The 21,294-nt window shown below is 65.9% G+C and carries 12 protein-coding genes; 4 read left to right on the top strand and 8 right to left on the bottom strand.

The features are described from left to right. Positions 1 to 42: 42 nt before the first annotated feature. Positions 43 to 456: a hypothetical protein gene (locus tag B5F40_RS15835; RefSeq protein ID WP_140396404.1), complete on the top strand. Its 414-nt coding sequence runs from the start codon at positions 43 to 45 to the stop codon at positions 454 to 456. 81 nt (positions 457 to 537) lie between these two features. Here the strand turns inward: B5F40_RS15835 and groL are convergent, their stop codons facing one another. The 3 genes from groL to B5F40_RS03800 all read right to left on the bottom strand — a co-directional run bounded on the left by groL (position 538) and on the right by B5F40_RS03800 (position 5,024). Then, complete coding sequence (gene groL / locus B5F40_RS03810) at positions 538 to 2,169, bottom strand: chaperonin GroEL (RefSeq protein ID WP_087193060.1); 1,632 nt, start codon at positions 2,167 to 2,169, stop codon at positions 538 to 540. Positions 2,170 to 2,378: 209 nt separating this feature from the next. Then, positions 2,379 to 2,666, bottom strand: a complete 288-nt coding sequence (locus tag B5F40_RS03805; RefSeq protein ID WP_087193059.1) for a co-chaperone GroES — start codon at positions 2,664 to 2,666, stop codon at positions 2,379 to 2,381. Positions 2,667 to 2,942: 276 nt separating this feature from the next. Then, a complete protein-coding gene (locus B5F40_RS03800; RefSeq protein WP_087193058.1) occupies positions 2,943 to 5,024 on the bottom strand; it encodes an FAD-dependent oxidoreductase in 2,082 nt (693 codons plus the stop codon). Positions 5,025 to 5,330: 306 nt separating this feature from the next. On the opposite strand from B5F40_RS03800, the gene B5F40_RS03795 reads away from it, so the two are divergent. Beyond that, on the top strand, positions 5,331 to 6,254 hold the full coding sequence (locus tag B5F40_RS03795) for a LysR family transcriptional regulator (RefSeq protein ID WP_087193057.1): 924 nt from the start codon (positions 5,331 to 5,333) through the stop codon (positions 6,252 to 6,254). A gap of 10 nt (positions 6,255 to 6,264) precedes the next feature. Here the strand turns inward: B5F40_RS03795 and B5F40_RS03790 are convergent, their stop codons facing one another. The 3 genes from B5F40_RS03790 to B5F40_RS16595 all read right to left on the bottom strand — a co-directional run bounded on the left by B5F40_RS03790 (position 6,265) and on the right by B5F40_RS16595 (position 11,981). Beyond that, positions 6,265 to 7,023 carry a response regulator transcription factor gene (locus tag B5F40_RS03790; RefSeq protein ID WP_087193056.1) on the bottom strand — a complete coding sequence of 253 codons (759 nt, stop codon included), beginning with the start codon at positions 7,021 to 7,023 and terminating at the stop codon, positions 6,265 to 6,267. A gap of 3 nt (positions 7,024 to 7,026) precedes the next feature. Further along, a complete protein-coding gene (locus B5F40_RS03785) occupies positions 7,027 to 8,274 on the bottom strand; it encodes a sensor histidine kinase (RefSeq protein ID WP_087193055.1) in 1,248 nt (415 codons plus the stop codon). A gap of 1,928 nt (positions 8,275 to 10,202) precedes the next feature. Further along, a complete protein-coding gene (locus B5F40_RS16595; RefSeq protein ID WP_087193054.1) occupies positions 10,203 to 11,981 on the bottom strand; it encodes a helix-turn-helix transcriptional regulator in 1,779 nt (592 codons plus the stop codon). A gap of 219 nt (positions 11,982 to 12,200) precedes the next feature. Here B5F40_RS16595 and B5F40_RS03775 point away from each other — a divergent pair, with 219 nt between their 5' ends. Beyond that, on the top strand, positions 12,201 to 13,703 hold the full coding sequence (locus B5F40_RS03775; RefSeq protein ID WP_087193053.1) for an FAD-dependent oxidoreductase: 1,503 nt from the start codon (positions 12,201 to 12,203) through the stop codon (positions 13,701 to 13,703). A 183-nt stretch (positions 13,704 to 13,886) separates the two neighbouring features. On the opposite strand, the gene B5F40_RS03770 is transcribed toward B5F40_RS03775, so the two are convergent. Beyond that, positions 13,887 to 15,575 carry an FAD-dependent oxidoreductase gene (locus B5F40_RS03770; RefSeq protein ID WP_239442897.1) on the bottom strand — a complete coding sequence of 563 codons (1,689 nt, stop codon included), beginning with the start codon at positions 15,573 to 15,575 and terminating at the stop codon, positions 13,887 to 13,889. A 585-nt stretch (positions 15,576 to 16,160) separates the two neighbouring features. After that, positions 16,161 to 17,924, bottom strand: coding sequence for an FAD-dependent oxidoreductase (locus B5F40_RS03765; protein ID WP_087193052.1), 1,764 nt, complete (start codon positions 17,922 to 17,924; stop codon positions 16,161 to 16,163). A 293-nt stretch (positions 17,925 to 18,217) separates the two neighbouring features. On the opposite strand from B5F40_RS03765, the gene B5F40_RS16870 reads away from it, so the two are divergent. Then, the gene (locus tag B5F40_RS16870; RefSeq protein WP_275531811.1) at positions 18,218 to 19,954 is read left to right on the top strand and encodes a helix-turn-helix domain-containing protein; all 1,737 of its coding nucleotides are present in this window, start codon (positions 18,218 to 18,220) and stop codon (positions 19,952 to 19,954) included. Positions 19,955 to 21,294: the final 1,340 nt, after the last annotated feature.

Here is a 21,294-nt window from a genome sequence, read left to right as displayed (position 1 = left end):
GCCTCCGATGCGGTCAACGACGCGGCCTCGTCTCTCAAGGGGGTGCAAGATGATCTGGCGGGCATGTTCGCCGACATCAACGATGATGCGAACACGGTCGATGCCGCGTCTGCCCTGGTCAAAGCCGAACACATCACGCTGACCGATGTGCGAACCGGAGAGGTCGTCGCCACCTGCGAGGATAAAGACGCCATTACGTCTCTCGTTTCGGGCTTCGACTTTCCTGCCCGGCAAAGCGCCGAGAAGCCTTCAGAGGCCATCGAGCACACGGCCTCATTCCAACAGCGCGCGACCGCAAAGCTTGGAGAGAGCGCCGAAACAGCCGAAGAAGTCGAGCTGCGCACGCTGACAACCTACGAAGGGCCTGACGCGCTCACACTCCGAGCAGGATTGGATGAGCCCCGCTTCCACGCCCCCGCCGATGCAGCGGCGTTGCGTTTCCTCGCGCAGCGCTAACAAGCCGCACGCAAAAGAGGGGCCGCAGATGCGGCCCCTCTCGATGCGCAAGCGTGCGTGCAAGTTTGCAAGCCGAAAGGCTTACATCATGCCGCCCATGCCGCCCGCAGCAGCAGCCATGGCCGCCGGATCGGGATCCTTCGGGATGTCGTTGATGGTGGCCTCGGTGATGAGGATGAGGGCCGCGACGGAAGCGGCGGACTGCAGCGCCGTGCGGGTCACCTTCACGGGGTCGTTCACGCCCATCTCGATCATGTTGCCGTACTCGCCGGTGGCGCAGTTCAGGCCCTCGCCCTTAGCCATGCCCTTGACGCGCTCCACAACGACGCTGCCCTCGTAGCCGGCGTTCTGGGAGATCGCGCGGATGGGAGCCTCGAGCGCCTTGCGGATGATGGCGATACCCACTTCCTCGTCCTTGTCGGCGGTGTCAATGGCATCGAGCGCGGATTGCACGTCGAGCAGCGCCACGCCGCCGCCGGCGACGATGCCCTCCTCGACAGCCGCGCGGGTGGCCTGCAGGGCATCCTCGATGCGGGACTTCTTCTCCTTGAGCTCGGACTCGGTCGCAGCGCCCACCTTGAGCACGGCCACGCCGCCGGACAGCTTCGCCAAGCGCTCCTGCAGCTTCTCGCGGTCGAAGTCGGAGTCGACGCGCTCGAGCTCGGCCTTGATCTGATGGATGCGATCCTCGATGGCCTTCTTGTCGCCGGCGCCGTCCACGATGAGGGCGGTGTCCTTGGTGACCTTGACCGTCTTGGCATGGCCGAGCATGTCGACCTTGGCGTCGGCCATGGTCATGCCGAAGTCCTTGTCGATGACCTGCGCGCCGGTGACGGCCGCGATGTCCTCGAGGATGCGCTTGCGACGGTCGCCGAAACCGGGAGCCTTGATGGCGACGCAGTTGAACGTGCCGCGCAGCTTGTTGAGCAGGATGGTGGCCAACGCCTCGCCCTCAACGTCCTCGGCGACGATGAACAGCGGGCGACCGGAGCGCATGACCTCCTCCAGAAGCGGCACCATGTCCTGGACGTTCGTGATCTTCTGGTCGGTCAGCAGGATGTAGGGATCGGAGAGGACGGCCTCCATCTTCTCCATGTCGGTGGCCATGTACGGCGAAATGTAGCCGCGCTCGTACTGCATGCCCTCGACGATGTCGAGCTCGAGGTCGAACGACTGCGCGTTCTCCTCCACGGAGATGGCGCCCTCGTTGCCCACGGCCTCCATGGCCTCGGCGATCTTCTCGCCGATCTCGGCGTCACCCGCGGAGATGGTGCCCACGTTGGCGATCTGGTCCTTGCCGGCAACCGGCGTGGCGTCGGCCTTGATGGCCTCGACCACGGCGTCGGTGGCCTTCTGGATGCCGCGACGGATGCCGAGCGCGTCGGCGCCGGCGGTCACGTTGCGCAGGCCCTCGGACACGATAACGTCGGCCAAAAGCGTGGCGGTGGTGGTGCCGTCGCCGGCCACGTCGTTGGTCTTCACGGCCACCTCGCGCACGAGCTGGGCGCCCATGTTCTCGACCGGATCCTCAAGCTCCACTTCCTTGGCAACGGTCACGCCGTCGTTGGTGATAGTGGGAGCGCCATAGGACTTCTCCAGGGCGACGTAGCGGCCCTTGGGGCCGAGCGTCACCTTGACAGCGTCGGCCAGCTTGCTCACGCCGGCAGCGAGCGCGCTGCGAGCGTCGGCCTCGAACTTGATCTCTTTCGCCATGATGTGTGCTTCCTTTCGACTGGTATCTAGTAAAGGTGATCGCAAGGTTTCGCGATGCGCTGCAGACCTTGGACCGGCAAGCGACAGCTTGTCGGCAAGCGCCCTTCGCACCCGGCTGGGCAACGCTTTAGCCAAGCGACTTTCGCGCCGCGGCGAAAGCGCTCAGGTTGGCAAACCGGGCAGCCATCGCGAAAGCCGTCGGACCTAACTTACGCGAACACCGCGTACAGGTCGTCGGCGCGCAGGATGAGGACGTCCTCGCCCTCCACGTTGATCTCGGTTCCACCGTACTTGCCGTACACGACCTTGTCGCCCACCTTCACGGGAACGGGAACCAGGTTGCCGTCCTTGTCGAGCTTGCCGTCGCCCACAGCCAGAACCGTGCCGCTCTGGGGCTTCTCCTTCGCCTCGGTGGCGAGGTACAGGCCGGAGGCCGTCGTCTCCTCGGCCTCGTCCTGCTTGACGATCACGCGATCACCCAGAGGTTTCAAATTCATAACGCTGCCTTCCTTTCGTCCGACTGGTGTACGAAACTGGTTATCGCACGTTTGCCTATTTAACCACTCGATTGTGGCGACTGCTAGCACTCAGTAGTAACGAGTGCTAAACAATGAGCAATCATAGCATCCTCGCACCCGAATGCAAGAGGTAATGAGGAAATATGAGCGCAGCCGACTAAGATTTCGCCCAATCGCCAAATGTTCGTCACAATTGAAACAGGGCGGCCGCGCAACAAGTGCGCGGCCGCCCTCCCCTTTGCTGTTTATCGCACTTTAGCGAGCGGAGACACCCCGTCCTGCGATCTGGCCGAATGTGAAGATGTCAGCGATGGCGTTGCCGCCGAGACGGTTGCCCGCATGGATGCCGCCCGTCACCTCGCCTGCGGCGAACAAGCCCTCGATGATCTGACCTTGCTCGTCGAGCACATGGGCTTCGGTGTCGATGACCACGCCGCCCATGGTGTGATGCAGTGATGCCCGACGCGGGCTGATCACGAACCCGACGCCCTCCGTGCTCTCCACCGCATCGATGTCGACGGCGCCCGAGATAACCTCTTTGCCGAAGTCCTCGTCTTTCTGGTTCTCGAAGTAGCGATTGTAGGTTTCGATGGTCGAACGGAGCGCGTCAGCGGAGAATCCGGGGGCGACACCGGCGGCGGGGTTCTTGGAGGCCTCGGCCAGCTCCTCGAGCGTCTCGCCGTACCATACCTGGCCCGACTCAACGAAATCCTTGATCGACCCCGAAGGTGCGGTTCCCTCGTACTCGGCTCCCTTCACCCAGCCTGTTTCGTCCGCCGCGCCAGCGTACAGGATGTAGAAGATGCCGTTGTCAAGCTTGAGGGATGCCTTGGCCAGCACGTCGCGCTCCGCGTACTCGTCGACGAACCGGTTGCCCGCCCCGTCGATCCAAATCTGCTCGGAGGCGTCTCCCCACACGCCGTCGGTCATCGTGCCCTTCACCGGAGACGAGGAAGGCATCATCTGCGCCACCTCCAAGCCGGTGGTTGCGGCGCCGATCTCTTGCGCCATGACGATGCCGTCGCCCTCGTTGGTGCCCATGTTGGTGGTCAACGTGGTGTCACTGAGGTCGTCTCCCCAGTACTTGTCGTATTTCTTCACCATCGCCGGGTTCGCGCAGTACCCGCCGCACGCGAGCACGACGCCTTGCACGGCGTTGATGGTGATCTTCGTGCCGTCCGAACGCTCGGCCACCGCGCCGACCACCGCGCCGCCATCGGTGAGAAGCTGCTTGGCGGCCGTCTCGGCGTATGAGGACACACCAACCTTCTCCGCCGCCTCGCGCAAACGCGTGATGCGGTCCTTGCCCTGAACGAACGTATGCGTACGCGGCCACATGGCCCCGAGCACCGTGTACAGGCCCTCGGTGGCCTTCGAGCCGTACACGCACTCCATGTTCTGGGCGTCCATCCATTCGAACGTGCCCAGCGCGTTTTCCGCGAGCGTGCGCGCAAGGTCGATGTCAGACGCTATCCATGTGCCGTCGGACATCTCGCGCAGGCCTCCCACGTAGATGTGCCACATATGCAGCGACACCGAATCGAATCCGGGTAGATCGACTCCGGGCGTCTTGCCCTCGTTGGCCGCATAGTACGCGCTTATCTCGCCCTGCAAGTTGACGAGCACGTCCTTCCATTCGGGGAACTGATCGAACTTGAGCGCAGGGTCGTCCACGGAAAGGGCCAGGTAACCGTCGAGCGTGCCCTTCTGAGCCGCCGAAAGGCGCATAATGGCCTGGGCGTCGGGGTCAACCGCGTTGAAAGCCGCACCGGCCATCATGGTGTTCCCGCCGAACACCGACCCTTTCTCGATGAGCGTGACCTTCGAACCCGCCTGAGCCGCCGTGATGGCGGCCGACCACGCCGCGCCGCCTCCGCCGATCACGAGCACGTCGGTGTCCCACGTCTCATCCGGGCCGGGAGACGCCGTGAACGCATTCTTCTTCAGGGCGCCCATGTCAAGCCCCGCGTTCTTCGCCGCGTCCTCAGCCGCGGTCATGATGCCCATGGAGCACAGCGTGGCCCCGGTCACCGTGTCCACCGAGGTCGTTTGATGCTCCACGATCTGGGCGGGAATGCGCTCGAGGGCCACTTCCGCCACGTAGGGGGTCTCTTTCGCCTCCACCACTTCGACGTTCGTGATGACGCCGCTGCTCACGTCGATGGACACCTTGATGTCGCCCTGCATCCCCTGGCCCACGCCCTCGAACGTGCCGTTGACGGCCGCATTCGCATCGCTTGCGCTGCTCGGAGCGCAGCCTCCCACCGTCGCTCCGGCGGCCGCAAGCGCGCCCAAGCCCAACGCCCCTTTAAGGAATCCCCTGCGATCGATATCCATGATGATCTCCCTTCTCCTTTCTTGCATGATGCACGCGACGCGACCGCGCCGCACCCCTTCGCAGGACGTCGCGACGATCGATCCAACGCAAAACCGCTTCGGCGCGACACGTCCTTCGAGATCAGGATAGACGTGCGATGCGGCGCAGGCGAAGCAACGTATGACTGAAAGCGACAACCATTTCTTGAAAGAGATGCTTCTCGCTCATCAAAGGGAACATGGTAAAATGGGCGGACGGCGTTCGAGACATCCACGCATCGGGGAGGATGTCCCGAGCCGCAAAAGAACGCGACGGAGGGGAACGCCGTGATCGACATCGACATGAGACAGCTTTCGTACTTTCTGGAGTCGGCGGAAACCGGAAGCTTTTCACGTGCCGCCAAAAACCTGTTCGTGTCTCCGCAGGCCGTATCGAAGGGCGTCCAAATCCTCGAGAGCCGTTTGGGCGCGCCTCTGTTCGACCGCAGCAACGGGCTGCATCTGACAGAGTTCGGCGCGGCGATCCGCGACGAGGCGCGCAACGTGTTCCTCGGCCTCGACCGCATCGAACGCACTGCGCTACGCTACCGAGAGGGCAGGCGGCAGATCGTGACAGTGGGCATCAACCCCCTGTGCCTCAAAACGCACGGCGGGACGCTCGACGTAGACTCCCTGCGCGACGTGCAATCCGCCCGCCCCGAGACTCAATGGGAGTTCGTCGAAATGAAAGGCGACCTTCTCATCGACGGGGTTATACGCGGCACGCTCGACTTCGGCATAAACGGCGCCGCCCCTCCAACTGGAGTGGAAAAGGTGGCTCTTGCTTTCTATTCGCTGGCTGCCGTGGTGTCGGCATCGCTGCCGCGGTTCAAAGACCAAGCGTCCGCGACGCTTCGCGACCTGTCCGAATGCGGCGCGCTCTCCTCTCCGGGAGAGAAGGCGTTCGCCGCGTCGCTGCTCGACCGCCATCCCAACCTGGAATCCTCCTCGCACCTGTCGCCCCTCCAAATCGAACTGGAAAGCGACGCGAGCGCCATAGCCCGGGGGGAGGTCTTCGCCATCAGGCCCCTCCAACACGCGCAGCGCACAGTTCGCGACGACGGGGTGCTCGTCGTGCCTCTCGTCCACGAGGACGGATCACCCGTCGTTGCGCCGCTGCACCTGTTCTGGCGCACACGAAGGCTCACCGAAGCGGAAGAGCACTTCGTCCGTCATATCGAGGCCATCTACCGCTCCGTCCCAACGGCCTAGCGAGGGCGGATCACCGCAGCCCCGGCTTCACGAGGCCGCTTTCGTAGGCGCGCACGACGAGCTGGGCGCGATCATGGGCATCGAGCTTCGCCATAATGCGCGCAAGGTGCGTTTTGACCGTGGCAGGCGAGATGAACAGGTTTGATCCGATCTCTTCGTTTGTGAAGCCTCGCGCCACCAGCACGAGGATCTCCCGCTCGCGATCCGTCAGCCGGGAGAGTCCGGCCGCGCGTCCCGCCACCATGCCGGCGGGACGCGTGGCCACGAACGTCTCGACAAGCCGACGCGTGATGGACGGCTCGATGAGCGCGTCGCCGCGCGCCACGACGCGAACGGCAGCTGCGATCTCGTCGGGCTCGGAGTCCTTCAGCAGAAAGCCGCCGGCGCCTGCGGCCAGCGCATCGTAGACGTACTCGTCCAGATCAAACGTTGTGAGGATGAGCACGCGAACCCCCTCGAGCGCATCATCGGCGCAGATGGCGCGCGTAGCCTCGATACCGTTCATGCGCGGCATGCGGATGTCCATGAGCACCACGTCGGGAAGAAGCCGCCGGGACAGCTCGACGGCCTCTTCGCCGTCGCGCGCCTCGCCCACCACCTCGATGCCATCGTACGACGCGAGGATGAGTTTGAATCCGCTGCGCACAAGGTCCTGGTCGTCCGCGACCAGTACGCGCACCGGCTCAACGCGCCCCGAGCGTCCAGAGCGCTCCTCGCGCTCCGTCGACCCCGGTTGCTCCGGTCGGGTTTGCCGCCCTGTTCGCTCCATACCCTACCCCTCCGTTCCTCTCACGGGAATGCTCGCCACCACACGAAAGCCGCCGCCGGCCTTGGGGCCTGCGGAAAACGCTCCGCCGAGCAGATGCACGCGCTCGGCCATGCCGGGGATGCCGTGGCCGCCGCCCGCACGACCGGGGGCGGCATCCGCAGGTTCGAAAGCCTGCGCGACGGCGGCGCGCCCATCGTCTTCCACCACGAGCCGCGCCTGCCCGTCCTCAAGCGCCAAGCGCAGCGTGGCCGTGCGCGCCCCCGCATGACGCACGATGTTCGTCGCCGCCTCGCGCGCGATGCCGAACAACGCCATATCGACGTGCGCGGGCACGCGGGAACCGTCGTAGGCGCGCGTGTCGAGCGACGCGGCCACCCCCGCGCCACGCAGGTACGACACAAGGTCGTCCAAACGGTCAGTGCCTGCAGCGGGCGACGTCTCCGCCTCGTCGCCGCGACGCAGGACCCCTATCATGCTGCGGATGTCGTCGAGCGCGCTTTTCGCCGTGGCGCGCACGGCCACGACGGCCTCCCTCGCCGCCACCGGGTCTCGGTCGATGAGGCGCTCAGCTGCGGCCGCCTGGATGCTCACCGCCGACAGCGAGTGCGCCGTAATGTCGTGCACTTCGCGAGCGATGCGCACGCGCTCTTCCTCCACGCGCCGAGCCGCCTCTTCCTCGCGCGTGCGCTCGGCCTCCAAAGCCCGCTCCTCGGTCGCCCGTACATAGGCGCGATGCACCCGGTAGGCGTATCCGGCGAACGCCGCCGCCGCGACGAATGCGATGTTCTGAAACCGCGTGAAGAAGGCCAGGCTCGCCGTCCGTGAGGGGGCATCGACGAACAGCAGGCCCGCAGCCGCCACCACCGCGCCGACAACCGCCTCGGAGCGCCCCCGTTCGTTCGCGATGGTGTACAGCGCCACCGCCGGCCCCACGATGGTGAGCGACAGTCCGCCGAATGCGCCCTGCAGCCCCAAGAAAGCGACGAAGCAGAACAGGAACACCGGCCAAGGGCAGCGACGGCGAGCGACAAGCGGCACCGTGGTGAGCGCAAGCGCCACGTAGGCCGACGTGTCGGGCACCACGTTCACCAAGCCAAGGTACTGCCGCAGTGCTAGGTCCGGCACCACGATGGACGAAGCCGTGAGCATGAGCTGCACGCAGCCGAACAGAAACGCCGCAGCCGTCACCACTGCGTCGATCGCCCAGTCCTTCGCCGTCATCGGCCGGTCGCTCATGAGAAAGTCGTTCATGTCCCCATACTACGCGACACCGTGACGCCGCGCCATACCCCGTACGATGTACGTCCGGGAATTCGAGCGCTCCGAACATGCCATGGGCGCGCATTGCGCCATTCCCCATGCGGTGCGCATCCGGGAATCGCCGCAACCGGCGACGCCAGGCGGCCCACGAAAGCAGAGGGGAATCGCATGAAAGCGCCATCTTTCACAATGCCGGAAGCGGGCGCCTCGCACCCGCAGAAACGCCCGAAAGCGAAAGGGCCGGACGACGATTTTCCACACAAGAGCAGGCCCCTCTCCCCCTCCCCTTTCGAAAGCCCGCCGAAACCCGCAGCGTCGCTCTCCGAACGCGCTTCTCGCATAGCGGATGCACCCCTGCGCCAAGCCGTCGCCACCGTGCCGCCTCCGCGCGACGCGCGATAACGCCTTCGACAAGGCAGATCTCGCTACGACAACGGCAGGCCGCCCAAAAAAGCAAACGCGATCCGCGCCGGAAGCTCGAGCGCCCCACGCAAAGCCGTCGCCGTTCGAACTCGACCCTCCCCCTTGCCATCGCGAGACCGAACCTCTCCTTTCATGGCTTCTGCCACATCCGGCAACGCAAGACGCCCTCTCCATGCGACATCGTCCCCGTCCCTTCGTCGCTGCAACAGCGTCCCACCGCTCCGTCATTTCTCGCCACGCAGCTGCGCCATCCGCTCTTAAGCCAAGATCGGCAGGGGGACACACCGATCCGCAGCGCAGATCCCTCCAGCGCTTGAAAGGTCCTTTGCCAACGGGGAAGCCCTCCGCCTCACACGGTCGCAAGGAGCTCGATGCACAGTCCGGCGTGCGCCGGTTCGCGTCGACCCCGTTCCAGCAGCGAGCTACGCCGGATTCCGTCACGCCGGCCTCGTCCCACCGTTTGTCGCGCGCCCTCTGTCGCAACGCCGGGTGCCCGCCATATGGCAACATCCCGCCTTTTCGGCGCAGCTCCTACGCCACGCGCCCCGGGCATACGCCGCAATGCGGCATCATCCCCGCCCTTCGCCATGCCCCTTTTCCACCCGTTCGATCCATTTGCCACGCTTCGCCACACCCCGAACCGCTCTCCTTCCGAAAAGCTCTGACGCACACCGATGCGCCGTGGCGCGAAAACTCCTCCCCTGTGTCAAAACCGCCATTGGCGTGCTCCCGGGCAGCCTCCGCGTACGGCCCCGTCGGCACCGCACGGCCCCCTTCGCCCGACGGGGCCCCTCAGCGCCCGCCCGCAAGGGATCTGAGCGCAAGTCCGAGTGAGCGCAGGCTCGCATCAACGGAGGTTTGACATGGACAGAGGACCTAACTGGCACGAATCGCGCTTTGTGCATAGATTTTCGGCGCCAGGAAGGGGGCTGGGCCAAAGGCGGTCGGCATAAGCCCAGGTCGCGGGAAGTCGGAGGGAAGCCGAGCGTCGCAGATGGGCCGCAGATCCATGCACAAAGCGCGATTCGTGCCAGTTCGCAGGGAGCTGCCTCGCAAGGAGCTGCCGTTCGCTCGCGAAGCGGAAGGCTCAATGCTTGGACCTAGCTCATGACCCGCAGAGCAAACCCAGCGCATGACCCTCAGGGAGACGCACCTCTCGCTCCCTGTTGCGGCAGAAGACGTTATGCAAACATGACCGGACATTCATCAATGGCGGCTCAACAAAGACGAACCACCTTGAGCGTCGGATGCGCATCGACAAACCCGGACGATCGCCCCGACTCTTTCGGAGCGAACAGCGCCGAGGACGATCCCGAACAGAAGGAGCGAGCGCGACTGAAACGACTCCCGACCCTTGCGCCGATCCTCTCCGATGGCGCGCCCTCCCTTTTGCATCCACGCCTTTGGCCCCGAAAGCCCGCTCCGAGCCTTCCGCAAACCAACCGCACAGCCCGGCAGCGCGCCATCGGCCCCGAGAGCACGACGCGCCAGAACCCTCAGCGATACACCAGATCGAGCAGCTCCTGGCGCGTATGCACCCCGAGTTTGGAATAGATGTTGCGCACATGGCTGCGCACCGTGTTCTCGGTGACGAACAGCGCGTCGGCAACGTATGCCTTCGTGCGGCCGCGCGCCAAGTAGACAAGAATCTCGGCCTCGCGCCCGGTGAGCCCCCCTTCCCTCGCCACCGCCGCACACCGCTCGTCAAGCGCTGGTGCGCACCCTTTGACACGAGAATCAGCCAAAGCCGCAACCGCCCCCGTATCCGCAGCGGAGGCATCCGCTCCCGCAACCGGCGACGAAGAAGAACAGCCCGCCTGCAATGCAGAAGGCAAAGAGGTTGCGGGCGAGCACGACGAACTCGACCCGGAAGCACCCGAAGCCCCAAGCCCGACGCGTCGCTCGAAACCACGGGCGCTGCCGGCTCCAAAGGCGCCCTCGGAATCGACGGGACGGCGCCCGAGAACTCGCCCGAACCGGTACGCCCCCCCCCCGAAATCGAAGCCGAGCGCCGACCGCTCGTCAGAAGAGGGGCGACGCTTGCGTCCGCGCGAAACGAACACGAGCGCCATGCACAGCAGGTACAACACCACGACGATGATCGCCAGATAGCGCATCGTGCGCTCGGCCTCGTCACCCGGGCCCCCGCCCGCCGCAGCCGCAGCGAATCCCGCAGCCAACGAGACCGCCAGACATGCCCGAGCTCCGCCCATCGCGACGCCCATCAGCACGTAAGGAGGCGCTTTGCGCACATTCGCCGCCTCGGCCACAAGGTACGTGACGATGAGCGCGACAAACCAGTAGCTCCCCAACAACAGCAGCGAGAACGCAAGCCGGTAGCGCTCGCTGAGAAACGGAAGGAGCACGAGCATCGCGGCCAGCACCGGCATGATCGCGCCTGACACCGTGGACACCTTCGGCATGCGGCGCGCAACGAACACGACGAGGCAGAACACGATGATCGCACCCGCAATGGCTGCAGCCGACACGGCACCCGAGCCCTCGAAGCCCACAAACCCCGCCAACATGAAGCTGTTCAGCAGCCCGATAACGGCCTCGAGAACGAAGAACGCCGCAAGCGCGTCGCCCACTTCCAGAAGCGCGCCGCGGCACGCATCCCACCGCACGCGCGCAAGCGCACGCCCGCAAGAAGCCTTCCCTTCGGACGCGCCCGACACGCCGGACGGCCCCACGCCCCTGCCCGACGCGTCCGCAACGCTCATGCGCCGACGCGCGAACCGAGCGCACCCCGTCGTCACCGCAAGCAACGCGCAACTCAACCACATCTGCGCATCCGCCGAAAAGGCCGACAGCGCCGACGACACCGCAACGGCCAGCAGCATTCCGAACGCGATGCGCGCGGCTATGGCGCTGGGCGCATCGGTCGCAAGCGCTTCGATCCAGAACAGAGACAGCATGACGCTTCCCACGCCGTACAACACGCCGGGCACGAGCAGCGCCGCCTCGGAAGGCAGCCCCAGCCTTGCCCCCATCACGGCCAGAGCGCCGCCGGAAAGCAGCAGCGCCGCCGGCGCGCAATACGGCATGGAGTTAGCCTCCAGCCGCCCTGTCAGCGCAAGCGCCACAACGACGACCGAGCACACGATGATCGAGCATGCCACCACCATGTTGAAGAAAAGGTCGGGAACGAACATGAACGGCGATTCCACAGAAGCGAACGCGGAAAGGTATGCGCTCGAACTGACGCCGCGATACAGGCCGAAACCCACGATCACGGCAGCCGAGAACGCGATATTGGTGCGAGTGCGCGCCATCTGCCTCCAACCGCCTCCTTCGCTCCCCCCCTGGACACATCATACCGAAAACGACTCGCTGTGCACGGGCAAACGCGCCCTAAGCCGGTCTCAAACGCCAATATAGTCCGAAACGGACGGTGACGAACCCCCTGATCGAACATAGGGTGAAAAGGTCGCCGGACGCAGAGCGCGCACGGCGGATCGGAAGGACCGCTTCCATCGACAAGGAGGACAACCATGAAAGCTTCAATGGATCGCCGCAGCTTCCTGAAAGCCGCCATCGCCTCGGGCGCCGTGATCGCCGCCTCGGGCACGCTCGCAGGATGCTCGCCGAGCGGCAATGCGGCGAGCGGCAGCAGCTCGAACGCATCCGGGCAGGTTGCAGGCACCGCTCCCGTCTCGTTCAGCGAAGAGACCGACGTGCTCATCCTCGGCACGGGGATCGCCGGCATGTCGGCTGCGATGGATCCGGTCGAGGCGGGCTACCGGGTCATGCTCGTGGACAAGCTGGAGCGCGTGGGCGGCGAGAGCTTCATCGCGTGCGGCGTTATGAACGTGACGGGCAGCAAGATGCAGAAGGATGCCGGCATCGAGGGCGACCCCGAGGAGAAATGGAAAGCCTACCAGCCCGTATTGGAGGAGAAGGGCGAAACCGACGACATGGACTACAAGCACAACGTGTACGTCTACCAAACCGAATGGGCCGACCGCGTGGCCGCCGACTACGGCGCCGTGTTCCAGCCCATCACTGACTATATGGATACGGGCGCGCCCACCTCGATGCTGCTGCCAGGCAACGGCATCGGCGACATGCAGGCCGTGCTCACGCCGCTGCAAAAGGGCCTTGAGGAGAAAGGCGCCACGTACAAGCTGAATCTGCGGGCCACGAACTTCATCGTCGATGGCGACGGAACGCCCATCGGCGTGCGCTTCAACGACGAGAAGAACGACAAGCCCGTGGACATCCGCGCCAAGAAGATCGTCGTGGCCACCGGCGGCTTCTCGTGCAACCAAGAGATGGTGTCGGCGTACCTGCCCAGCCAAGCGCGCCTTGGGCCGCTCACGGTGAACTCCATGGGAGAGGGACATCAGATGTGCAAGGCCCTCGGCGGCGAGTACGCGCACATGGACATGGAGGCGAACCGCATGAGCGACCTCGCCCAGGTGACGGTATGGGGGTACTTCTCGCCGCAGGTGCAGGTGACCCCGCAGGGTCGGCGCTTCATCAAGGAGGACCAAAGCCACGACTCTCCCGACGCGGCGGTGGAGCTGGGGCTGGGGTACTGGTGGACCGTCTTCGACGACCAGACCGTCAACGGCAGTCAGAAGTGGAACGTCGAGATGAACATGAAAAACAATGCCGACCGCCTCGTGGGGCCGTGCGACTCGCTCGACGAGCTGGCCGCCGCCATGGACATTCCAGCCAGCACGCTCAAGGAGACGTTCGCCTCCTACGACGCTTCGGTGGCCGCGGGCGAGGATGCCGAATTCGGCAAGAAACTGTTCCTGAACTCGCTTTCCGCCCCTTATTACGCGATGAAGCACTTCCCCTACCGCTACAAGACGCACGGTGGCATGAAGATCGCCACCGACAGCCAGCTCACGGACAAGGACGGCGCTCCCATCCCCAACGTGTACTGCTGCGGCTCCACCGTTGCCGACAGCGGCAGCGACCTCGCGCCCAACGCCGGCAGCGGCCTGGTCACCGGCAAGGCCGTGGTGGCAGCGCTCAAGGCGTAGAACCTTCGTCGTGCCTGCGGCCTTCACCCCGCCGCAGGCACGCCCTGCCGCGCTTCGCCAGGCACATCCCCGTGCGCTCGCGGCAAAGCGCAACCTGCACGCCTCTCACCAGGCACGGAAGTGGCGCTCGCGCGACGAAGGGCCTTTCGGCGCCCTTCGTCGCGCGGCGGCAGTCGAGAGCTTCTACGCGCTTTGCAGGTAGTCACGCACGGCGTTGGCAGCCTCGCGACCGCTGTTCACCTGGTTTCCGAACGCGGTGCCCGGCATGTTGATGGTGTAGACGTTTCGGTAGAGCATGTTGCCGTCGTTGCCGATGGCGTACAGGCCCTCGATGGGGTTGCGATCGCCGTCGAGCACGCGCCGGTTCTTGTCGGTGGCGATACCGCCGACCGAGAAGAAGTAGCTGTACGTGAGCTTCGCCATATAGAACGGAGCCGTCTCGATGGGCACCATGAGATCGGCGGGTTTGCCGAGATCGGTGTCGGCTCCGGCAGCGGCCAACTCGTTGTAGCGATCAACCGTGGCCGCAAGCGCGTCCGCGTCGAGTTGGAACGCGTCGGCCAGCTCGGCTATCGTGTCGGCCCGATGAAGGCTGTTGCCGTCATTGGAGGACAGCGCGTCGTCGAACGTCTTTCTCGCATCGTCGTCCGTGCCGAAGAACTCGTCGAAGATGGCCTGATCGAACACCACGTAGTTCTCCTTGTTCTCCTTGCCGGGGATGCACTGCAAAACCAAGTTGTCGTCGGTGAGGTTCTCGCGGCTGTAGCGCTCGCACGCCTCGTTCACCCACAGCACCGGGCCGCCCGCCGCGATGCCGAAGTAGCCGTTGATGGGATTTTCAGCCGCATCGTGGAAGTCGATGGGCGGAAGTGCCTGGATGGCGTAGAGGATGGACTGGGCCGACTGCGCCATGAAGTCGCGTGCGCCCTGATCCATGGCCATGCGGTAGCCGTCGCCCGCCGCATTCGGCGAGCCCACGATATGGATGCCGTCGGTGTTCCACCCCTGCTCGGCGATGACCTCCGCGTTGCCGCCGAATCCGCCGGTGGCGAGCACGACCGCCTTCGCGTTGTAGCGCACCACGCCCTCGTCGCCCTCGGCGTACGCCCCCGTGATGCGGCCCTTGTCGCCATCGCGCAGAAGGCCTTTCACCGCGGTGTTGAGGTGCAGCTGCACGCCCAGCTCGTCGATGCGCGCCTTCATGGGCTCGACGTAGCCCACCTCGGCTTTCCCGTCCTGGAACCAGTGGAACGTGGGGAACAGGCCACCGTAGTAGTCGTCGACCGTTCCCGAGTACAGAACACCTTGCTCGATGCACCAATCGATGTTCTCGGCCGACTTGTTCACCAAATCGAGCCAGTACGCGCCGTTCTGGCGATGCTGTCCGCGCGTGAGCTCGGCCTCGACGATGTCCGCCGGGTCGATCTCGACGCCTTGCTCGCGCTGCAGCGTCGAGCCGACGGCGAACATGCCCTCGACGAAGCTCGCATTACCTCCCACCTGGGAGTTTTTCTCCACAAGAATGAAATTCGTGCCGTTGAGCGCCGCTTGCACCGCGCACGCGAGCCCGCTGCCGCCGGCACCCACGATGAGCAGGTCGGTGTCGTAGGTCTTGTCCACGTTGGCAGGCGCGGAGCCGCCCTGCGCCGCATCGCCGCCCGTGCCCGCACCGTCCGCCGTGCCCTGGTCGGCAGGCTGCGGCTCCTGCGCGCACGCCGTAAGCTCGCCCGCCAATGCGAGCGCTCCGGTCGCGCATGCCCCCGCCAGGAACGCGCGACGCGACAAACCTCCACGCGACGTGCGATTCGACATGTTCGCGCACAACGCATCATCCGATTCGCAATTCCTGCGAGAACCGTCTTCTTTCACCATGAAAGGTCTCGCCTCCCTTCGCGGTCGCGCAGTCAAAGCGCCCGCGGTCGCTTTCGCCGATGTTCACGTGAGCATTGTTCCACGAGAATGACGAGAGGCGATTGCAAGGCCGTAGCGCCTCGGCAACTTCCGGGCAACAGACGCGCTTTAGCGGGCAGGGCCTTTTGCGCCTGATGAGACACGCGCTGAAGCGAACGGCTTTTCGCCGATGCAAAAGAAAGCCTGAGAATGTCGCTCGCCAAACCCGGCAAAGGGCAGCCCGCCCCGAACGCAAGCGCGCGAATCCGAAGCGGGCGCACGTCCTTGCAACCAGCGAGCGCAGGCGCCCAAAGCAATCTGCGGGACGAAGCGGAACCGCCCGCTCTTCGTATTGAGCCCCCGATGGAACAGACGGACGTCTCGCGAAGCCGTACCGAAACCTTGAGCATCCGAGACGGCGCAGCCGCGCCATGGACCCCTCTCCGCTCCCGCCCTCGACGCGCGGAAAGCAAGACTGCCCGCCGTCGAAAGCCGATCGAGCAACAAGCGCGCACGGTCCAAAAGGGGCTGGGCGCGGGCCATGTCGACCCGCGCCCAGCGCGGCATCTACTTGCCAGCGGCGGCGTTGCGGCCGGCCAGGCGTCCGAACGACATCGCCATGGAATGACTCGCCCCCGCAACCGTCACAGGGTAGTCCACCAGGAAGCGGCCGCCCATCGTGTTGCCGGCCACGAACAGGCCCGGAACTGGGTTCTTCTCGGCATCGAGCGCGCGGCAGTCCACATCGCAATCGATGCCGCCGATGAGCACGAGCATGCCCGAATCGCCGAACGGCACGATGTAGTACGGAGGGTTCTCGATGGGGAACAGGCGCTTCGGCGTCTTGGAGAAGTCGGTGTCCTTGCCCGCATGCGCCAGCTCGTTGTAGCGCTCAACCGTGGCCACGAGCGCGTCAGCGGGAATGTCCACGGCCTTCGCCAGCTCCTCTATCGTGTCGCCCGGGATGATGGAGCCGGCGTCGATCTCGCTTTGGAAGTAGGTGTCGGAGGCGTAGCCCGCCGCGAAGTGGTTGATGGCGTGCTCGTACTCGGCCTCCTGCTCGGGCGGTATGTAGTGCGTCACGCCGCCGAAGCACTGGGGCATCGCCGACAGCTGCTCTTTCCACTTGCTGTCGAAGATCTGGTACGACACGCCGCCCTTCTGGCGCTTGATGGCGTTTTGCAGCTCCTGCGCTCCCACGTCCTCGTTGGCGAAGCGCTTGCCGTCCTGGTTCACCATAAGGTAGGGATTGATGCCGATGGAGTTCGTGCCCAGGCTGTGCGTCATCGGTGCGTAGGGTCCGTCCTCCATGACCGCGCCGGCCCACATGGCCATCCTATGGCCGTCGCCCGTGTTGACCGGCTTGCCTTCCTTGTCCATGCTGCTGAAGAACACGCCGTACTTCGTGGCCTGGGGCGCATAGTAGGCGAGCATCTCGGCGTTGCTGGAAATGTCGCCCGTTGAGAGCACCACGCCCAGCTTCGCGTTGACGCGGATGATGTTTCCGTCCTCGTCGGAGGCGTACACACCCGTCACCCGGTCGCCTTCCTTGATGAGCTGCTCGCCCTTCACGTTGAAGCGCGCCTCGGCCCCGGCCGCCTGCGCAGCCTCGAGCGTGCCGTGCATGGCCCAGCCGTGGTCGGGCAAGAGGTGCACCATGCCGGGGAAGCAGGGGTAGTTCTCCTCGCGCCAGTTGTAGCTCTCGTTCACGGGGCAGCGCTCGGGGAACACGTAGGGCTTCTCGGGGTCGGCGGGCGCATCATGGTCGCTCGTCAGCAGCTCGTGCTCGGCGGTGCCGATGTACCAGTCCAGGTCAGGGCCGGAATTGGCGATCCAGTAGTTCAGCAGCTGCGCGTTAGGGCGGTTGCCCATGACGCGCATGAGCTCGTTGACCACTTCCTGCGTCTCGGGTTGCTCGATGCCCAGCTGCTTGTGGATCTCGCTGCCGAACGTGCCGAACTCGCCGGAGCGGTAGCCCACGTCCGGACCCTTCTCCAGGCCGACGACCTTGACGCCGGCGTCTGCGGCCTCGCGCAGCGCGCACACGCCCGCCAGGCCGAGGCCCACCACGCACACGTCTGCGTCGACGGTCTCGGTCACCTTCGACTCGTCGACGGGCTCGGGCGGGTTGAGGAACGACGGCGTGAACTCGGTGAAGCTTCCACCAGCAGCCGCTCCCGTCGTCGTGCCGCCCTCGACGGTCGAGCCAGCCCCCTCCTTCGCAGAGGGAGCGCACCCTGCAAGCCCCGTCGCGCCCGCCACCGCCGCTGCGGCGCCCAAGCCGAGGAACGCTCGGCGGGAAAGGCCCTTGCCGCTCTCGCCTTTCGTCATATGAGTCCCCTTTCTCTCCTTGGTTTCGGACGATCGGAGCAACCCTTCCGGGCGGCTCCGCCCCTCCATGATGACCGCTGGTTTTCGGCGCGTCCATCACCCGTCCGGACAAACTTTGGGCCAACATCCTCCGTACCGGACCGCGCCGGAACGGTTTTGTCACCCGAAACGGCCAAACAGCGTCACCCATGCATGTCTGCGTACGAATTCCCAACCTCGCGGCGCGCTGCAAGAGGCTATCATGGACAGGTACGAAAAGGAGGAGGCGCCCGCGCGGCGCGGAGGGCTGTCATATGGGAAAGCGACCGGCGACCCCCGCAGCGGGGTTCGCGCTTTACTGGCTCACCGAAATCCTGAGCTTCCATGCGGCCACGGCGTTCGCGGACCTCGGGAGCATGGGCGCCAAGCTGGAGAACGTCTACTTCGCCACACTTGCCGCCGCGCGCATCGTCGCGTACGCGATCGTGGTGCTGGCGCGAGGGCGCTCGCACGAGGAGGGACTGCCGCCCGTCCCCGCCGCCGCGGGTGCCACTGCGGCGGCGCTGTCGGGCCTCGCGCTCGTCGCAGGCGCGATCACGCACACGAACGCGGGAGCGACGGATCCGACAGCGCTGGCGACGTTCGTGACGGGCGCGGCAACGCTCGGGGCGGCTCAAGGAGTCATGGGGCTCGCATGGGCGTCGAAGCTCCCCTTGCTCTCGTACCGCGGAAGCTACCTCTACCTGATCGCCACGCACGTGGCCGCCACCGCCCTCGTGGCGGTGGCGCTCCTGCTTCCCACGTCGTGGCTGCTGCCCCTCACCGCGGTGTCGCTCGTGACGGCTAACGCGTGCTTCGCGAAGCTGCCGCGCGCCGAGAGGCTCGAGCACACGGTGCGCGAACAGGCGGGCGACATCGCACCGCTTTTATGGCGGGGCGTGCTGGCCGTGGGCGTGTTCGCGTTCGTGAGCGGGCTCGTGTCCTCCATCGCCCGCCAAGGTTTCGACGACGCCAACCCCGTGGAATTCCAGTTCTTCACGCAAGGCGTCTCCAGCGTGGTGCTCGTGGTGATGGCGGTGCCAGCCCTCGTGTTTCACCAGCCCCTCAAGCTGGAAACGAGCTACCGCGTGGCGCTGCCGCTCTCGGCTCTCGGGTTCCTCGTGCTGCCAGGCCTCATCGAAACGGTGCCTCCCGGGCTGTCCGGCACCTTGGTCACCACAGGATACATGATCACGGGCATCGTGCTGTACTGCATGGTGGGCGAAGCGTCGAAGATCGCCCGTGTGCCGGCGCTTCCGTTGGTCGCAGGCGTATCCTGCCTGACACTCATTTGCCTTTTGGCAGGGGAGGCGGCGGGGCTCGCGCTTGCGCGGCACTTAGTCGAAACCGGCACGAGCGCGGCGTTCATGGGCCTAGGGGGATTGTACCTGGTCGCGCTTGCGGCATCATGGCTGGTGGGACGCTCGGACGCGCGAAAACAGAGCTGCGCCCCTCTTCCGACGAACGTCCACCGCGACAGCGTCCGACATGGGGAAAAGGGCGGTCCCGGCGAGCACTGCGATGCCGAGCGGGCATCCGCTGAGGGGACGGACCCATCCCTCTCGCTTGAAGAGCTGGCCGCTCGCTATCGCCTTTCCGACCAAGAATCAACCGTGCTCGCCCTTTTTATGGAAGGCCGCACGATACCGCGCATAGCGCAGGAGCTGTATCTTTCGCAAAGCGCAGTGAAGTACCACGCCCAGAAGCTCTACCGGCGCTTCGGGGTGCATTCGCGCAGCGAGCTTTGCGGAGCCGTGGCCCAACTGCGCCGAGAAAGATCGGAGCGACCCTTTCCTGAAAACGATCTGGGCAGCACTTACGACCTCACCGCCCGTGAGCGCGAAGTGCTCGCGGGCCTCTCTCGAGGCCTGTCCGTCACCGAGATCGCCGACGACCTCGATATTTCCGAAAACACTGTGAAAACCCACGTCAAGCGAATTTACGGCAAGCTGGGGGTCCACTCGAAACAAGAGGTGATCGACCTGGTGCAAGGCAGCAGGCCGACAGCCTAACGATCAAGTTCCCGAGTCGACGCAGATACGACGAAGGCGGGCGAACCGCACATGCGCATCCGCAAATACCGCGACGCGCGGCACCGGCGCCTTCGATAGGAGGCTCCGCGCATGCGCGCACATCGCCGATCCGCACCCAAGCCAAGGTCGACGCGATTCGACGGCATTGCGCTCCTTGCCCCGCATCCGGCAGCACCCCGAACCCGGCAGCGACGAGGTCCGCTTCCCGAGACCGACCCCACCGTGGCCTGCTCCCAAAAAACGCCCGCACCGCGGTCCGCGTTACGATCCGCGCCCCGAACCGGCGATGGCGCGGACCGGCAGCGGTGCGGTTCTCGTTTCGAGCCTGCGCCTCGCACAACGAGCAGCGCCGAATCCTCCGAATGGCTCCAAAACCTCGGCTCGACGGACCGCCCTTGCCGATCCCGCACCAGCAGCGAAGCGACGCGTCCGCCGCCGGACCCAGAACGGTATGGGCTGGCGCTCGCCGGATTTCCGGCCGCGCCCCCGCGCCCGCGCGCGGCGAGGCCGGGGGGCGCCCCGCCGGGCGCGGGGGCCTTCCGAGGAGCCCGCGGGTCGCCGCGCGGAGGGCCGGGCGCGGCCTCCGGGCACGGCCCGGCGGCGGGGCCCCGCTCGCGCCTGAGGGCCGCATCCGGCGCGAGCCCGCGCCCGCCGGGGCCCGGGCCGGGCCCCTCCGGCCGGGCGCCTTGGGCCCCTCCCCGCCAAGCGGGCGGGGCCTCCAGAGGAGCCCGCGGAGCGCCCGCGGGGCACGGCGCGGCGGGCCGCGCGCCCCCGGCGGCCGGCCCGCGCCGGCGGCGGCCCCGCCGGCAAGGCCCCGCCCGGCTGCTGCAAAACCGCCGGTTTCGGCGCCTCCCGCGTGGCGCGGGGGCCCTTCCCCGCCCGGGCCTTGCGCGCGCCGGGCGAAGCCCCTGGTCGGGAAGCGGCCGACGGGGGACGCCGCGCGGCCGGCCGCCGCCCCCGCCCGCCAACCTGCCGAAATCGGCGCTTTTGCAGCAGGGCCGCGAGGATCCGCCGCCAAACCGCCATCGATACGCAGCCGCTCCGCTCATCGAATATCCGTCTGCCGATGCGAATCATGAACGGTCTGGAATCGAAGCGGGTCGGCTCCCACGTGCGGATATGAGCGCCGAACGCCTCATGGGAGCAGGACGACTCCCGCAACTCCCGCATCGTTGCGGAACCGCTCTCGTCGACAGAACCAGTCGAAGGGGCACCGGAGCATGCGATTGGGCATTTCATCGAAATGGCCGAGGAGAGCCTTGGCTCCGAGCGCAAAAAAAAAGGGGGGGGGGGGGAGCCCCTGGATGGGAGGACCCAGT

The organism is Gordonibacter sp. An230 (assembly GCF_002159915.1).
Lineage (GTDB): Bacteria > Actinomycetota > Coriobacteriia > Coriobacteriales > Eggerthellaceae > Rubneribacter.
This window is presented reverse-complemented; position numbering and strand designations above follow the sequence as displayed.

Bases quoted from the DNA above. Each gene is read 5' to 3' on its own strand.
- B5F40_RS03775 (WP_087193053.1), top strand. From the start codon at position 12,201: ATGAAAGCTTCAATGGATCGCCGCAGCTTCCTGAAAGCCGCCATCGCC.
- B5F40_RS03785 (WP_087193055.1), bottom strand. From the start codon at position 8,274: ATGAACGACTTTCTCATGAGCGACCGGCCGATGACGGCGAAGGACTGG.
- B5F40_RS16870 (WP_275531811.1), top strand. From the start codon at position 18,218: ATGGGAAAGCGACCGGCGACCCCCGCAGCGGGGTTCGCGCTTTACTGG.
- B5F40_RS03805 (WP_087193059.1), bottom strand. From the start codon at position 2,666: ATGAATTTGAAACCTCTGGGTGATCGCGTGATCGTCAAGCAGGACGAG.
- groL (WP_087193060.1), bottom strand. From the start codon at position 2,169: ATGGCGAAAGAGATCAAGTTCGAGGCCGACGCTCGCAGCGCGCTCGCT.
- B5F40_RS03770 (WP_239442897.1), bottom strand. From the start codon at position 15,575: ATGGTGAAAGAAGACGGTTCTCGCAGGAATTGCGAATCGGATGATGCG.
- B5F40_RS03790 (WP_087193056.1), bottom strand. From the start codon at position 7,023: ATGGAGCGAACAGGGCGGCAAACCCGACCGGAGCAACCGGGGTCGACG.
- B5F40_RS16595 (WP_087193054.1), bottom strand. From the start codon at position 11,981: ATGGCGCGCACTCGCACCAATATCGCGTTCTCGGCTGCCGTGATCGTG.
- B5F40_RS03800 (WP_087193058.1), bottom strand. From the start codon at position 5,024: ATGGATATCGATCGCAGGGGATTCCTTAAAGGGGCGTTGGGCTTGGGC.
- B5F40_RS03765 (WP_087193052.1), bottom strand. From the start codon at position 17,924: ATGACGAAAGGCGAGAGCGGCAAGGGCCTTTCCCGCCGAGCGTTCCTC.